Source organism: Methanofollis aquaemaris (assembly GCF_017357525.1).
In the GTDB taxonomy this organism is placed as follows: domain Archaea; phylum Halobacteriota; class Methanomicrobia; order Methanomicrobiales; family Methanofollaceae; genus Methanofollis; species Methanofollis aquaemaris.
Genome location: NZ_CP036172.1, coordinates 1,145,639 through 1,162,342, shown reverse-complemented (window position 1 = coordinate 1,162,342; position 16,704 = coordinate 1,145,639). Strand labels below are relative to the sequence as shown.

6 protein-coding genes are annotated in these 16,704 nt (G+C 62.6%); 3 read left to right on the top strand and 3 right to left on the bottom strand.

What is annotated here, in order from left to right:
- Positions 1 to 8 precede the first annotated feature (8 nt).
- The gene (locus tag RJ40_RS05590; protein ID WP_265582366.1) at positions 9 to 692 is read right to left on the bottom strand and encodes a hypothetical protein; all 684 of its coding nucleotides are present in this window, start codon (positions 690 to 692) and stop codon (positions 9 to 11) included.
- Positions 693 to 1,947: 1,255 nt separating this feature from the next.
- Positions 1,948 to 3,093 (bottom strand): CBS domain-containing protein, encoded by a 1,146-nt coding sequence (locus RJ40_RS05585; RefSeq protein WP_265582365.1) that lies wholly within the window; start codon positions 3,091 to 3,093, stop codon positions 1,948 to 1,950.
- A gap of 52 nt (positions 3,094 to 3,145) precedes the next feature.
- On the opposite strand from RJ40_RS05585, the gene RJ40_RS05580 reads away from it, so the two are divergent.
- Both RJ40_RS05580 and RJ40_RS05575 read left to right on the top strand, forming a co-directional pair.
- Positions 3,146 to 3,415 carry a PRC-barrel domain-containing protein gene (locus RJ40_RS05580; protein ID WP_265582364.1) on the top strand — a complete coding sequence of 90 codons (270 nt, stop codon included), beginning with the start codon at positions 3,146 to 3,148 and terminating at the stop codon, positions 3,413 to 3,415.
- A gap of 23 nt (positions 3,416 to 3,438) precedes the next feature.
- Positions 3,439 to 4,161, top strand: coding sequence for a tRNA(His) guanylyltransferase Thg1 family protein (locus RJ40_RS05575; protein ID WP_265582363.1), 723 nt, complete (start codon positions 3,439 to 3,441; stop codon positions 4,159 to 4,161).
- Here the strand turns inward: RJ40_RS05575 and ileS are convergent.
- Entirely contained in the window at positions 4,144 to 7,317 is a 3,174-nt protein-coding gene (ileS, locus tag RJ40_RS05570) for an isoleucine--tRNA ligase (RefSeq protein ID WP_265582362.1), read from the bottom strand. The two genes, RJ40_RS05575 and ileS, sit on opposite strands and share 18 nt — an antisense overlap.
- Before the next feature lie 698 nt (positions 7,318 to 8,015).
- Between ileS and RJ40_RS05565 the strand changes: the two genes are divergently transcribed.
- On the top strand, positions 8,016 to 16,439 hold the full coding sequence (locus RJ40_RS05565) for a NosD domain-containing protein (RefSeq protein WP_265582361.1): 8,424 nt from the start codon (positions 8,016 to 8,018) through the stop codon (positions 16,437 to 16,439).
- Positions 16,440 to 16,704 lie beyond the last annotated feature (265 nt).

Here is a 16,704-nt window from a genome sequence, read left to right as displayed (position 1 = left end):
AAATTTTGTCATCTAACAGTAACTAGATCTGAAGCTGTTGGTCCTTGTACTACAGGTGGAGTAAAACCTACTGGAGCGGTAAAATAGTGTTCACCATGACAGAAATATTCCCCTGGTTCAGACACAGTTACGCTAACTTCTGCTTTTAAATTGTAAGTGTCTTCAGCACCTTCTGTTTCATATGCAAGCACTGTACCAGTCTCTCCACCCTCATCTAATTTACAGACTGCTGATGTGATCTCACCTGTTGGCATCTTGAGATATGGTGGAAATACCACCCAAGATTCAGAACGACCCTCTAATTCTCTTCCAGACGCTGTGATATCAGAAAGGTGACGCATTAAAATGGCTGGAGTAGGGTCAGAATCAACATCATTTGTATTAATTATGATTGTCTCCTTTACGTTCGTACTTTCTGAATCCCCCTGAGAAGATGCGTATACTTTTGAATAGTCTGGCCAATTTACTTTTGTCTCATAAAGAAGCTTTTGTCTTTCCTCAGACAGACCTTCCACAAGTTCCGGCTGAAGTATTTCGTAGAGTTCTCCTTTAGTTATGTCTTGACCCTGAAGATCATTTATAATTTGAAGTTGGGTTTCGTTCGCAGAAAACTTATACGCTGTCGTTGCCGGTGCAAGTGCCATTATCATAAGCACAGCAAAAGCAACTCCAAGACCAATTGCCTTTTTCATGTTTTTTCCTCAGCATTACGATCACGTGGAAGCCACAAGGCAGTATAGTTATTTACAATGATAACCAGAAGCACTATAGCCTCCGGGCGATACAAAGGTTGGATTTAACATTTGATTTGAGGTTTCCAACCCTTTTAGAATACCACTGTTGGTATCCTCAATCTGGAATATAATTTTGCTATATATATGCCTGTCTACAGTCTTATTCATTCATTTAGGGGCAATTAGACGCTATGATCACAAAGATTAAGAACAATAATCCCCGCCCAAATGATACAGATGCCAAACCTCTCCATCGTGGCGGCGGCCCATGCGCCTGGCGCATTTGTGTAGATTAAGATTTCATGGAGTGTTGATTCTCTATCGCGAGTGATTTGCGCCAGTATGTGTACTTTTCCTGAACACGCACTGCCTTAGGGGGAGGGCGACGGGAAATAATCGCCGCAAGACCTGTGTCTGAAGCACCAGGGGCGGGAGAATTATGCCCACAGATCATCGCGACGACGATGTGCAGGAGATCATTATAGACCAAATTAGGGCTTTGTAGAAAACCTCACTTATCGTAGGAAGAATGCGTGTCATCCGCCTTCCCATAGCCTCCCGCCGGGGCTCTGCCCCCGGACCCCCGGGAGGAAGATAGGAGCGGGAAGGCATAATAGATGATCATAAAGTGAGTGCTGCCGTCCTCCGCCTATCGTGCGGCGGGGGGTCCGGGGGGTGCAACCCCCCGTCGAAGAGAACTATCAAGAGGATTTCTACAGAGCCCAAATTAGACCAAATCTGATTGATCACATGCCCGCCGTCTATGATCCTCTTCATGAGAAGGGACTCAGGGGCCGACAGGCCCCATGAGCCCCGTCGAGGGGTGACGAGTGAAGGGAAAAGATTTGATCATCTCGTCGGTGCGTGCTGTTGAAAAATATCTTCATGGAAAGTGTATCGCCGTCCCCGCGCCGGGGGATACCGCCCCCGGACCCCCGGCGAATGCCGATAGGCCGGGGATCGCTGAATTCGGATCAGGTGAGGGTCATCTAATTTGGATCGCGTGCTCGCCGTCTGCTTCAATCCTCATGAGAAGTATGCGGCCGTCTCGCGCCGGGGGGAGACCCCCCGGACTCGAAGATCAGAGATCTTCTCGACTCCCTCCGGTCGTCCCCCCCACGGCGAAGATAGTCGAGGGGCAGCGAGGTGCTTGTTTCCATCACCCTCCCTGTCATGAGGAGAGGAATTGAGGATTTCAACAAAGTTCTCCCCTCTACGCCTCCTTGATCTCCAGCGTCGTGAGCACATCGGTCCTGGTCACGATCCCGACCAACTCCCCCTCCTCCATCACCGGTATGCGCCCGATCCCGGTCCGCGACATGATCCGCATCGCCTCGGTCAGCGGCGACGACGGCTTGAGCATCACCACCTCCCTCGACATCAGGTCGCGCACCTGCATCGCCTCGCGGTCGATCGGCGGCGCCGCATGCACGTCGCCGAGCGTCACCATCCCGATCACCACCCCCCGGTCCATCACCGGGAACCCCAGGTGCTTGGTCTCGTACATCATCTGCACCACCTCCATCACCGGCCGGTCCGGGCTCACCGTCGTCACCGGGGCGGTCATCACGTCTTTGACCAGCACATCCCTGAGCAGGAAGTTGTAGCGGACCATCGTCGCCTCCTGGTTCGCCCCGATATAAATGAAAAAGGCGATGATGACCAGGATCGGGCTGAGCACCAGGAACCCGAAGATCCCGAAGAAGACCGCGAAACCCCGGCCCACATCCGCGGCGATCTTCGTCGCCTGGTGCAGGGGCATCTTCTTCGCCAGCCACGCCCGCAGCACCCGGCCCCCGTCCATCGGGAACGCGGGGAGCAGGTTGAAGAGGAAGAGAATGATGTTGAGGAGCGCCAGGTATCCGAAGAAGAAGACGAGCACCCCGGCCACCGCCGGATCCAGGCCGCCCACTCCCGCGGCCGCCGCCACCGCATAGGTGATCGCCAGAAAGATCCCGCCGATCGCCCCGCTCGTCAGCGGCCCGACCAGGGCCATCGGGAGTTCGACCTTCGGGTCGGGCATCTCCTCCTCCATCGAGGCCACCCCGCCGAAGATGAGGAGCGTGATCGAATGGATCTTGAGCCCCTTCGACTTCGCCACCAGCGAATGCGCCAGTTCGTGGACCAGCACCCCCGCAAAAAGCCCGAGCACCACCAGCGTCCCCAGGATGTAGGGCATCCACCCCTGGAGGTAGAGGGTCATCGTGATCTCGAGCCCGAAGAGGTCGGCCAGCAACTCGGTCGTGAGCACGATCTGGCTGCCGATGATCCATGCGAAGAGGGGGATGACCAGCAGGAATGTCCAGTGAAGATAGATGGGAATCCCGAATAGATGCCCGATCTTGAGGGATCCGTTCATGGCGAATGATAGTATTTTTAATGTTTATAGTCTATACCTTGAACCGATAGCGATGAAGACACAGGTCACACAGCTCTTCGGGATGAATGTCTACACCGAGAAGGCGGTCTACGTGGGAGACGTCGACGATGTCCTCCTCGATATCGACGGCAAGAAGATCGAATCCCTCGCCGTCGGCAACCTCAACACCGATATCGCGGATCCCAAGGGCCACCGCGGCTACCTGATCCCGTACCGGGTCATCAAGACCATCGGCGACATCATCATCATCCGCCACATTTCCAGCGCGTTCAGGAAGGCCGGCGGAGAGAAGAAGCTCTAAACGACGGTGTCCGGCGCGAGAACATGGACACCCACGAGATTTTTTCAAATCTTGCCATCTATCCTCCGGTCCTCCTCCGTCTCGACGGCCGGGCTTTCCATGCCCTGACCCGCACCTGCGAGAAACCCTTCGATGCGCGGTTTCACGCGGCGATGGTCGGGACGTGCCGGCGTCTCCTCGCGGACGGCGGGTTGAACCCGCTCTTTGCCTACACGTTCTCAGACGAGATCAGTCTCTACTTCGCCGCCCTCCCCTTCGGCGGTCGGGTCGAGAAACTCGACTCGGTCGCGGCCTCGTATGCGGCGAGCGCCTTCACCCTTGAGGCGGGCCTCGATGACCCGGTCGCCTTCGACAGCCGCGTGATCCCGGCGACGCCGGCGTACGCCCTGGAGTACCTTCGTATGCGCCAGGCCGAGGCGTGGCGCAACCATATCAACGCCTACTGCCAGGCCGCGCTCCTCGGCGAAGGACTCGGGCCCCGCGAGGTCGCCGCACGGCTGAAGGGGTTGAACGCCGCCGGGATGCACGACCTGATGTTCGCGCGCGGCGTGAACCTCGCGGAGACGCCCGCGTGGCAGCGGCGGGGCACGCTGGTGAAGCACGGGCACTATACAAAAGAGGGGATGAACCCGGTAACCGGGGAGCGGGTCGTCGTCGAACGCCGATGTGTCGTCGCCGACGAAGACCTGCCGCTTTTTTCGGCACCCGAAGGGCGCCGGTATCTCAGTTCACTCGTCGGCGAGTGAGAGGCCCATCGTCATCGCGACGCCTTCGACCTCCCACTCGGCGGTGAACGCCCATTCGCCCGTGAGCGCGGCGCCGTCACGGATCTCCAGTGCGGCGGCCCGCACTTCGCCGGCGATCCCGTCCGCCCAGGTGCCGACGAGGTCGGCGATCCGCGCGTCGGCGATGGCGATCTCGGCGGCGATGTGGTCGTCCACTTTGAGATCGTGCTGTTTGCGCATGTCCTGGAGACGCCGGATCACTTCGCGGGCAAACCCTTCGGCCTCGATCTCGGGCGTGAGGTTGACGTCGACGTAGACGGTGGCGCCGTCCATTGCGGCGGAAAAAATTCCTTCGGGCATGGCCTCGGTGAACGTGACCATCTCGGGGGTCACCTCGATCTCGCCGAGCGCGGCGGTGCCCGCCTCGGCGAGGGCGGCCTTCAGGGCGTTCCCGTCGGCCGCCTCGATCGCCGCCTTCACCTTCGGACCGTCGCGTCCGAACTTCGGGCCGATGGCACGCATCACCGGTTCGGCCTGCCACCCGATCTTCTCCCAGTGTTCGCCGACGACCGCGACTTTCTTCGCGTTCGCCCGCGAGGTGCAGAGGTCGTTGAGCCTGATGACGGCCGCCTTGACCTCTTCGGCACTCGTGGCGACGGTCACCTCGGCGACCGGCCAGCGGAGTTTGCGTTTGCCGTCCTGTCTCGCGGTGGCGGTGGCGTCGTCGAAGTGCTGCACGACGGCCATCGCGTTTTCGAGGTCTTCGTCGACGAGGTCGGCGTCGGCCTCGGGCCAGTCGAGCATGTGCACGCTCTCGGGGTCGCCCTCGCACCGCAGGTTCTGATAGATCGCTTCGGTGAGGTGCGGGGTGAAGGGCGCGAGGAGTTGCGCGAGTCTGCGGAGCACGTAGTAGACCGTCTCGTAGGCGCACCGTTTTTCGGGTGCGTCCTCTTCGAGCCACATCCGCGGGCGCACGATCTGGAGGTACCAGCGGGAGAGGTCTTCGAGCACGAAGGTGACGAGCGCCCTCGTGATCTTGTGGAGGTTGTACTCCTCGAAGTCCTCGCCGATCTCTGTGCAGAGGGTGTTGATGCGCGAGAGGATCCAGCGGTCTTCGTCGGGCATGCCGTCGAGGAGCGTCTTCACGCTCGTCTCGTCCCAGGCGCCGTCGGCGGCGACGGCGGGGGCGAAGCGGTCGAGGGTCATGTACGGCAGCGGGAAGCGGTAGACGTTCCAGAGGATGTTGAGCGCCCGGTTGACGGTCTTGACCCCGTCCCAGTTGAACTTCATGTCGTCCCAGGGTGCGTTGGCCCAGAGGACGTAGAGACGGAGGACGTCGACGCCGGCCTTCTCGATCACTTCGGACGGGACGACGACGTTGCCCTGGCTCTTGGACATCTTGCGTCCTTCGGCGTCGAGGGCGAAGCCGTGCATGAGCACCGACTTATACGGCGAGCGGCCGAAGGCGACCATCGAGGCGCCGAGTTGCGAGTAGAACCAGCCGCGGGTCTGGTCCTGGCCTTCGGTGATGAAGTCGGCCGGCCAGTATTTGTCGAACTCCTCGCGCTGTGCCGGGAAGCCGAGGGTGGCCCAGGAGGCGACCCCGGAGTCGAACCAGACGTCGAAGATGTCGGAGACGCGGTGCATGGTGCCGCCGCAGGAACACGGGACGGTGACCTCGTCGACGTACGGGCGGTGCGGGTCTTTGACCGACCGGCCGCTTGCGGTTTCGAGTTCTTCGACGGTGCCGTAGACCTCGCGCCGGTCGCAGGTGTCGCACTGCCAGACCGGGATCGGGATGCCCCAGTACCGCTGGCGGGAGACGCACCAGTCGCGGGCCCCTTCGACCCAGTCGTGGAACCTGGCGCTGCCCGCCCAGTCGGGGTACCAGTCGACCTTCTCGGTCTCGGCGAGGAGTTCGTCGCGTATTTCCGAGACTTTGATGAACCACTGTTCGGTGGCGCGGTAGATGATCGGGGTCTTGCACCGCCAGCAGTGGCCGTAGCGGTGGGTGATCTTCCCTTTGTGGAGGAGGTGGTCGCCGAGGGCGTCGAGCACCTGCTGGTTGGTCTCCGGGTCTTTGACGTAGAGGCCTTCGAAGGTGCCGGCCTTCTTGGTGTACCGGCCGCTGCCGTCGACGGGGCAGAAGATGGGGAGGCCTTCGCGCATGCCGGTGAGGAAGTCGTCCCACCCGTGGCCGGGTGCGGTGTGGACGAGCCCGGTGTTTTCGAGGGCGACGTAGTCGGCGAGGACGACGCGGTGCGGGATCTCGGCCTGGAGGGGTACCTGCCCGACGAGCGGGGATTCGTATTCGGTGCCGACGAGGTCGGTGCCGGGCATGGTCTTGAGGAGGTCGAACTCCTGGTATTTGCCTTTCTTGAGTACGTTCTCGACGAGGTCTTTTGCGATCCAGAGTTTATCCTCGCGGCCGTCTTTGCGGGCGGCGACGAGGGCGTAGGTGATCTCGGGGTGGACGGCGATGGCGACGTTCGCCGGCAGGGTCCAGGGCGTGGTGGTCCAGATGACGAGGTATTCGTTCTCGGCGCCTTTGACCGGGAACTTGACGAAGATCGAGGGGTCGACGGCGTCGTCGTATTCGACTTCGGAGTCGGCGATCGCCGTCTCGCACCGGGGGCACCAGTTCACGACGCGGGAGCCGCGTTCGAGTTTCCCGTTCTTCTCGGCCTCTTTGAGCGTCCACCAGGCGGCTTCGATGTATTCTTTCTTGAGGGTCTGGTAGGGGTGGTCGAAGTCGAGCCAGATGCCGAGTTCCCTGAACTGGTCCGACATCTCCTCCATCTTGACGAGGGCGTACTCCCGGCAGTGTTCGATGAACTTGTCGATGCCGTAGGCTTCGATGTCTTTCTTCGAGGTGAACCCGAGTTCGTGCTCGACCTGCACTTCGATGGGGAGGCCGTGCATGTCGTAGCCGGCACGCTCGATGACGTTCAATCCGCTCATCCGCTTCTGTCTGAGGATGGCGTCTTTGATGATCTTGTTCCACGCGGTGCCGAGGTGGATGTGCCCGGTGGTGTAGGGCGGGCCGTCCACGAAGAAGAACGGTTTGCTGTTCTGCCTGAGTTCCTTGACGGTGTGGTAGGTGTCGTGTTCCTGCCAGAATTTCCGGGCAGAGGCCTCGACTGCCTGTGCATCATAACTGCTGGTTACCTCTTTCACCTCTATCCCTCTCGCCGCCCGGTGAGGGGCGGGTGTTCATGAGGAGTCAGGTGCGTGTTGAGAGCCAAAGTAGTTTTTCAATGGGGTGGTCGGGGGCGTCGAAATTTTTCCGGCGGGCCGAGATCAAAAGGTCGCGGGGGCCGACTCGATAGTTTTCATGGTCGTCCCTCTGCTTGCGGGGCGGATCTTTCGGGGCAGGGTCGGCGGGCGGAGTCGCCGGCGCGTGTGGTGTGAGAATGGCGTGATGATCGGATGTGCCGCCCTCAATTGCAGAATCTTTTCCGTCGTCTCGCACCGGGGGGCGGCATGATGCTCGACTTCGATTCGCTCCTCATTCTCTGAGATGATATTTTCATTCCGTATGCTTGAGGCGTGCTTTCCCCTCATGAAAAATTCCACACAGCCTATTTTTTTCTTCTTCCCCCCGAATCTGTGTGACGGTGTGCTATCGGACACCGGTAGGTCTTCCTCTGTTCGGTCCAGTGCATTCTCAATCCGGACGCCCCCGGATACCGGGATCAATTTTACCCGATCCTCAAAGAATCGATCTTTTTTTCGGTCCGCCGCGGCCAATCGAGTTCAAAACAAAAACATATATAATATCTAAAATTCAATCGCGAGAATCCGAACCCCCCGACGGGAACGCCTTTGTCTCCTGAGAGATGATGCTGGCGTTCGATTCCCGAGGAGGCCTTGAAATGAACAAAATGCCCCCCTTCCGAAAAAATGCAGCTCTTTTCATCGTTTTACTGGCGGTCCTGTTCTGTCTCGTCCTGCCGGTCGCCGGCGGCGAGGATGGCGCGGGCCCGTCTGAAACCACGGCGCCACTCGAACCGCCTTCGAACATCACGAACGCCACCGTTCCGGCGCTCAACCTCTCGCTCGCCGCCGATCCGCCCGCCGGCACGGTGCCGCTGACGGTCAGGTTCACCGCTGCGGTGCAGGGCCTCGCGGTCGATCTCTGGAACTGGACGGTCGACGGTGTCGCGGCGGTCGGGAACGAATCGACCTTCAATCACACGTTCTTCGAACCCGGCACCCACGTCGTCGGCCTCACCGCCGTCAACGAGAGCGCGTCGGTCGCGAACACTTCTTCGGTCGATATCAACGTCGCCGCCGCACCCGCGCCGGCGGCGGTCGTCCTGGCGGACGGCGACGGTTCCGGTCACCCCAGGGACTGGTACGTCTCCAAGACCGGCACCGGGAACGTCTCCAGTCTCCTGGATATCACCGATCTCGACGCGGGCGACACCATCCACATCCGGGGCGTGGAGGGGCATACGTACGAGGGGGGGTTCGTCATCGACAAACCGAACGTGACGGTGAAACGGTGGGAGGGTTCGCCGGTGCAACCGCTCATCACCAGCACCTCCGGCGCGTCGGCCTTCACCGTCACCGCCGACAACGCCACCTTCCTCGACCTCAACATCTCCGACAACCAGTTGAACGGTAAGGGCGGCGCCGGGATCAACGCCACCGGGACTCCAAGACGCTACTTACAGCGCCTCACCATAACGAACTGCACCTTTGCCGGGAACACGGTGACCGGGAAGGGAGCAAGCGGCGGTGCGCTCTCTGCCCAGGACGTCGACAACATCCTGATCGAGGGGACGGCGTTCACCGGCAACAGCGCAGACTACGGCGGCGGGGCATACTTCAGTGTTTGCACTGGCGCCACGCTCACCGGCACCACCTTCACCGGCAACACCGCAACATACGGCGGCGGCGGGGCATTATTCCACGGCTGCTATGCCGCCACGCTCACCGGCACCACCTTCACCGCCAACACCGCAAACGAAGGCGGCGGGGCATACTTTAATGTTTGCCATCACGCCACGCTCACCAACACCACCTTCACCGGCAACACCGCAGACGAAGGCGGCGGCGGGGCATACTTCGGGGAGTGCAAGCGCGCCACGCTCACCGGCAACACCTTCACCGGCAACACCGCAACTTACGAAGGCGGCGGCGCATTCTTCTACTACTATTCCATGAACGTCAACATCACCAACTGCCGCTTCGACAACCCCACCAACATCCATGCAACAATGATGTCCTCCGCCGCCGCCCTCAACACCACCCGCACCCCCGGCACCAACATCGCCGGCGGGCCCTTCCTCGGCGGCAACCTCTGGCTCCAGGATCCCGCGCAGAACATCTCAGAGTGGGCTGCGGACGCCGACTTCGACGGCATCTGCGACCAACCGCTGTCCCTCGGCGCCTTCGGCACCGACCACCTCCCGCTCATATACGGCGGCACGGTGCAGATCAACGCCACCCCCGCCGCCGACGGCGCCTTCGTCTACGTCGACGGCACCAACACCACCCGCACCGCGGACAACCCCTTCTACCTCCCGGTCGGGAACCACACGGTCACGGTGCACAAGGAGGGGTTCTTCACCGGCGAGAAGCGGATCACCGTCGCCCCCGACGAGAACGACCCCCTCGACCTCACCCTCACGAAGATCATCCACCCGATGGACTGGTATGTTTCAAAGTTCGGCGGCGACCTGAACGTCACCACCATCTCCGCCATCCCTGAGATCGGCACCGGCGACACCATCCATATCTGGGGCGTCGAAGGCCACGCGTACGATAGCGGGGTCGTCATCAACGCATCGAACGTGATGGTCAAACGGTGGGAAGGTTCGCCCGCCCGCCCGCTCATCACCAACATCTCGCAGACCGCACCGGCCTTCACCGTCACCGCGGACAACGCCACCTTCCGTGACCTCAACATCTCGCGGAACCGGGTGGACGGCAACGGCGCCGCGATCAACGCCACCGGGGATTCAGGAAACCACCTGGAGCGCCTCACCATAACGAACTGCACCTTCGCCGACAACGCCGCGAACGGGACCTCCGCATGCGGCGGCGCCCTCCATGCCCGGTACGTCGACCACCTCCTGGTCGAGGGAACCGGGTTCACCAACAACACCGCGGTCTGGGGCGGCGGGGGCGCACGGTTCGAGGAATGCAATGACGCCACGCTCGCCGCCACCACCTTCACCGGCAACAACGCCACGGTGTACGGCGGCGGCGCATTCTTCTATCGATCACCCGGCCCCGCGGTCGCCGGCACCACCTTCACCGGCAACACCGCAGGGACCGACAGCGGCGGCCTCTGCTTCTGGATTTCGCCAGACCCCTCGGTCGCCAACGCCACCTTCACCGACAACCGTGCACGCCAGTACGGCGGCGGCGCATTCTTCTATGAGTCGCCGAACGCCACCGTCACCGCCACCGCCTTCACCGGCAACACCGCAACTGACGGCGGCGGCGCAAGTTTCAGGAACTCTCAGAACGCTACCGTCACCGACTGCCGCCTCGACAACCCCACCAACATCCATGCAGATTCCTCCCCCGGCGCCGTCCTCAACGGTACCTACCAGCGCGGCACCAACATCGCCGGCGGGCCGTACCTCGGCGGCAACCTCTGGCTGACTGATCCAGAACAGAACATCTCTGAGTGCGGTGCGGACGCCGACTATGACGGCATCTGCGACGAGAACCTGACTCTCACGAACTTCGGCACCGACCACCTCCCATTGATCTACGACCTCGACCGAGGCACCGTGCAGATCAACGCCACCCCCGCCGACGCCTTCGTCTCCGTCGACGGCACCAACACCTCCCGCACCGCGGGCAATGCCTTCTACCTCCCGGTCGGGGAGCACATGATTTCGGTGCACAAGGCGGGCTACCTCCCCGGTGAAGAGACGATCACCGTCACCGCCGGCGAGAACAAAACCCTCGACCTCAACCTCAGAGAGATCATCCACCCGATGGACTGGTACGTCTCGACGATCAGCGGCAACTACACGAACATCTCCAAGATCCCCGACCTCGGCGCGGGCGACACCATCCATATCTGGGGCGTGGCCGGGCATACGTACGACGGCGGGTTCGTCATCGACAAACCGAACGTGACCGTGAAACGGTGGGAGGGTTCGCCGGTGCAACCGCTCATCACCAGTGCCGACAACACCACGTCGGCCTTCACCGTCACCGCCGACAACGCCACCTTCCTCGACCTCAACATCTCCGACAACCACCTGAACTATTATCAAAGCCGCGGCGCCGGGATCAACGCCACCGGGTCTTCAGGAAAAGGAAACCACCTGAAGCGCCTCACCATAACGAACTGCACCTTTGCCGGGAACAAGATGACCGGGAGGGAGACATGGGGCGGTGCGCTCTCTGCCGAATACGTCGACGCCCTCCTGGTGGAGGGGACGGCGTTCACCGGCAACAGCGCGGTCTGGGGCGGTGGCGGGGCATGGTTCTCCGGTTGCGATGCCGCCACGCTCACCGGCACCACCTTCACCGGCAACACCGCAAGGGACAGCGGCGGCGGGGCATGGTTCCAGGGATGCGATGACGCCACGCTCACCGGCACCACCTTCAGCGGCAACAACGCACGATACGGCGGCGGGGCATACTTCATGGAGTGCCATGCCGCCACGCTCACCGGCACCACCTTCAGCGGCAACAACGCACGATACGGCGGCGGGGCATACTTCTACTACTCCGATGACGCCACGCTCACCAACTGCCGCTTCGACAACCCGACCAACATCTATGCAATGGACTCCTTCTGCGCCACCCTCAACACCACCCGCACGTCTGGCACGAACATCGCGGGCGGGCCGTACCTCGGCGGCAACCTCTGGCTCCAGGACCCCGCGCAGAACATCTCAGAGTGGGCTGCTGACGCCGACTTCGACGGCATCTGCGACCAACCGCTGAAGATCAATTGTAGAGGTGGCGGAGTCTTCGGCACCGATCACCTCCCGCTGATGCACGGCGGCGGCACGGTGGTGATCAACGCCACGCCCGCCGACGCCTTCGTCTTCATCAACGGCACCAACACCACCCGCACCGCGGACAACCCCTTCTACCTCCCGGTCGGGAACCACACGATTTCGGTGCACAAGGCGGGCTACTTCCCCGGTGAGCAGACAATCACCGTCGTCCCCGGCGAGAACGACCCCCTCGACCTCACCCTCACGAAGATCGACCACCCGATGAACTGGTACGTCTCGACGATCAGCGGCAACTACACCACCATCTCCGCGATCCCCGAGATCGGCACGGGCGACACCGTCCATGTCTGGGGCGTCGAAGGCCACGCGTACGACAGCGGGGTCGTCATCGACAAACCGGACGTGACGGTCAAGCGGTGGGAGGGTTCGCCGGTGCAACCGCTCATCACCAGCACCTCCGGCGCGTCGGCCTTCACCGTCACCGCCGACAACGCCACCTTCCTCGACCTCGACATCTCACGGAACACGTTGAACGATACAAACGGCGCCGCGATCAACGCCGTCGGGACTTCAGGAAACCCCTTACAGCGCCTCACCATAACGAACTGCACCTTCGCCGACAACGCCGTGAACGGGACGAACACAGACGGCGGTGCGCTCTCTGCCGAATACGTCGACGCCCTCCTGGTCGAGGGAACGGCCTTCACCGGCAACACCGCATCCTCCGACGGCGGCGGTGCAATCTTCGAGTTCTGCACTGCCGCCACGCTCACCGGCACCACCTTCACCGCAAACACCGCAGGCGACTACGGCGGCGGAGCAGACTTCGAGTTCTGCACCGGCGCCACACTCACCGGCACCACCTTCACCGACAACACTGCAGCCTCCGGCGGCGGGGCAGGCTTCGGAGGCTGCACGGGTGCCACCATCACCAACTGCCGCCTCGACAACCCCACCAACATCCATGCACGCGGTTCCACCGCCGTCCTCAACAGCACCTACGCCTCCGGCACCAACATCGCCGGCGGGCCGTACCTCGGCGGCAACCTCTGGCTGAACGACCCCGCGCAGAACATCTCGGAGTGCGGTAAGGACGCCGACTTCGACGGCATCTGCGACGGAACGCTGAGCACGGACCTCGGCACCGACGAACTCCCGTTGATCTACGACCTCGACCGCGGCACCGTGGTGATCAACGCCACGCCCGCCGATGCCTTCGTCTCCGTCGACGGCGCGAACACCACCCGCACCGCGGGCGGCGCCTTCTACCTCCCCGTCGGGGAGCACACGGTTTCCGTGCACAAGGAGGGTTTCTTCACCTGTGAGCAGAACATCAACGTCACCGCCGGCGAGAACGACCCCCTCACGTTCGACCTCATGGAGAGCACACACCCGATAGACTGGTACGTCTCGACGATCAGCGGGAACTTCAGCAGTCTCCAGGAGATCCCCGAGATCGGCGAGGGCGACACCGTCCACATCTGGGGCGTGGCCGGCCACGCGTACGAGGGCGGGATCGTCATCAACGCCTCCGACGTAACCATCCGACAGTGGGAAGGCTCGCCCGTCAAACCGCTCATCACCAGCACCAACCACACCGCACCGGCCTTCACCGTCACCGCAAACAACGCCACCTTCCGCGGCCTCGACATCTCGGGCAACTGCCTGGACGACGACGAAGGCCTGGGCGCCGGGATCAACGCCACCGGCAGTGAAACAGACCATCTGAAGCGCCTCACCATCGCCGACTGCACCTTCGCCGGGAACACGGTGAACGGGACAGGGGCAGGCGGCGGTGCGCTCTCCGCCGGGTACGTCGACGACCTCCTGGTCGAGAGGACGGCGTTCACCGGGAACAACGCCACCAGGTACGGCGGCGGGGCACGGTTCCTCTCCTGCAACGACACCGTGCTCGCCGACACCGCCTTCACCGACAACGCCGCACGATTCGGCGGGGGGGTACAGTTCCTCTTCTGCAACGACTCCGTGCTCACCGACACCACCGTCACCGGCAACCGCGCCTCCAGTTGCGGCGGCGGGGCGGACTTCTTATATTCACATGGACCCGTCACGCTCGCCGGCACCGCCTTCACCGACAACACCGCCGCCAACCAGGGCGGCGGCGCACGCTTTTACATTGCCGAAGGCTCCTGCGCCACGCTCACCGGCACCGCCTTCACCGACAACTCCGCAGGATTCGGCGGCGGCGCATACTTTGCGGGATCTTATCGCGCCGCCCTCCCCGCGGCCGTGCTCGCCGGCGCCACCTTCGTCAACAACACCGCGGAGAAGTTCGGCGGCGGAGCATACTTGGTGGACTGCGATGCCGCCATGCTCACCGACCTCTCCTTTGACGGGAACAGTGCGGACGACGGCGGCGGTGCATACTTCTATCAGTGCGATGACGCCACGCTCAACGCCTCCGCCTTCACCGGCAACCGCGCCGCCCATGCGGGCGGTGCGATCAACGTCACCGGGCATTGCGGATCCAGCAAAGTTCCCTTACAGCACTTCGCCATCGCCGACTGCACCTTCACCGGGAACGCGGCAGACGGATGCGGCGGTGCGCTCTCTGCCAGGGCGGTCGACAACCTCTCGGTGGAGAGGACGGTGTTCGCCGGGAACGACGCACCCGTCGGCGGCGGAACCCATCTCTCCTGGTGCAACGACACCTTCGTCGCCGACTGCCGCTTCGAGAACCCCGCCAACATCTTTGCAGAAAACTCCACCGGCGCCCTCAACGCCACCCGCACCCGCGGCACGAACATCGCGGGCGGGCCGTTCCTCGGCGGCAACCTCTGGCTCACCGATCCCGCCCAGAACATCTCCGAATGGGGGCCTGACATCGACTGCGACGGCATCTGCGACCAGCCGTCGACCATCCCCGGCCTCGGCACCGACGCCCTCCCGCTCGCGACCGGCGGGGACCGCGGCACCGTGCTCGTCCGCGCCTCCGCTCACGGCGGGTTCGTGCATATCGACGGCACAAACACCACCCGCACCGCCGACCACTTCCCCGCCCCCGCACCCCGTGCGATGGCGAGGGCCGCCGCCGCACCCACCCCGCCTTCGGATGCCTTCTTCCTCCCGACCGGCAACCACACCGTCGAGATCGTCGGGGCGACGACCTACGGACGGGCAACGGTCAACATCCCGGCCGGTGCGACCGAACGGGTGATCGTCGAGGTCGGCGAGGTCGAGATCCAGGGCTACGCGATACCCCGGCAGGGCCTCGCACCCCTCAACGTCACCTTCGACACCGGGTTCACCGACCCCGCACCCGACCGCCTCACCTGGACCTTCGGCGACGACAACGAATCGAGCCCGTGCTACTGGCCGTCTCACACCTACGAGAAGGCCGGGCGGTACACCGCCACCCTGACGGCGGCGTGGGGCGAGGGGAGCGACCTCGTCACCCTCGTCCGCACCGTGAACCTCACCGTCGGCATGCCCGCACCCTCCCTCCACCTCTCGGCCGTCGAAGGCAACGCCCCCTTCACCCTCGGCATCAATGTCAGCGGCGATGGGATGCCTGAGAGATGGCACCTCGACCTCGGCGACGGCCGGACGGTCGAGGGCGCAAGTCCGGCCGAGATCAACCGGAGCGTCACCTACGAGAACGCCGGCACCTACCCGCTCGTCCTCACCGTCAGCACCGGCGCGTTTACCACCATCACCACCGGGACCGTTACCGTCCACGCACCCCCGACCACTCCGTCCTCTGAATCCAACAGCGGCCATTCACCCATCTCGGCAGGGTCGACCGGGTCGATCCCGGCCGGAGAGAGCGCCTCCATGAAGATGAAGGGCACGGGCATCTACGAGGTCAGGGTGACCGCCGGAGAAGATATCCCGAAGGTCATGATCACCATCAAGAAGACCGGTCGGCCCTCAGGCGTCGACGCACCCGCGGGCACGGTCTACGAGTACGACGAGGTGACGCTCTACCACACGACCGAGGACGCGATCGAGGAGATCGTCGTCTCCTTCGGCGTCCCGAAGACATGGCTCGAGGAGCACGGCCTCGAACCCGCCGACGTGGCGCTGTACCGCTACGACGACGACGGGTGGCAGCCTCTCCCGACCAGCGTCGACGGGGAGGACGAGACCTCCCGGCACTTTTCGGCCAGGAGTCCGGGCTTCTTCCTCTTTGCGATCGGCGGCGAACCCTCCGCGGTCTCGACCCCGGTGATGACGCCCGCCGCAGCGGCGGAGACCGTCGAGACATTCGTGACGTCGCCGCCCGCAGGCCCGACGCCGGCCGATACCCCGACGCCCTTCCCCACGATGCTGCTCGTCGTCGGCGGGGCGATCCTCCTCCTCCTCGTCGCCGTCGCGGTATGGAGGACGAGATAGAACCCTCCACTTTTTTTAGGGCCATCTCTCCGTCTTCCCCTCTCTTCCGAAGATCGACGGCGGCCCCCTCCTTGCTCCGGTCCTTTTGCCGGCCTCCGTGATCCCCGGATCTCACGCACGTCCTTTCTCCTGATCGATGCGCCATTCGTTCTTTTGTAGTCGTCGAAGTTCAAAACAAAAACATATATAATGCCAAAAATTCAACTAAGCGAATCTTTGTTCGCCGACGGAAACGAAACCACCTCATATCTCATGATGTCGGCGT

Excerpts from the sequence above, each read along its gene's own strand:
- RJ40_RS05590 (WP_265582366.1), bottom strand. The coding sequence starts at position 692 with ATGAAAAAGGCAATTGGTCTTGGAGTTGCTTTTGCTGTGCTTATGATA.
- RJ40_RS05585 (WP_265582365.1), bottom strand. The coding sequence starts at position 3,093 with ATGAACGGATCCCTCAAGATCGGGCATCTATTCGGGATTCCCATCTAT.
- RJ40_RS05580 (WP_265582364.1), top strand. The coding sequence starts at position 3,146 with ATGAAGACACAGGTCACACAGCTCTTCGGGATGAATGTCTACACCGAG.
- RJ40_RS05575 (WP_265582363.1), top strand. The coding sequence starts at position 3,439 with ATGGACACCCACGAGATTTTTTCAAATCTTGCCATCTATCCTCCGGTC.
- RJ40_RS05565 (WP_265582361.1), top strand. The coding sequence starts at position 8,016 with ATGAACAAAATGCCCCCCTTCCGAAAAAATGCAGCTCTTTTCATCGTT.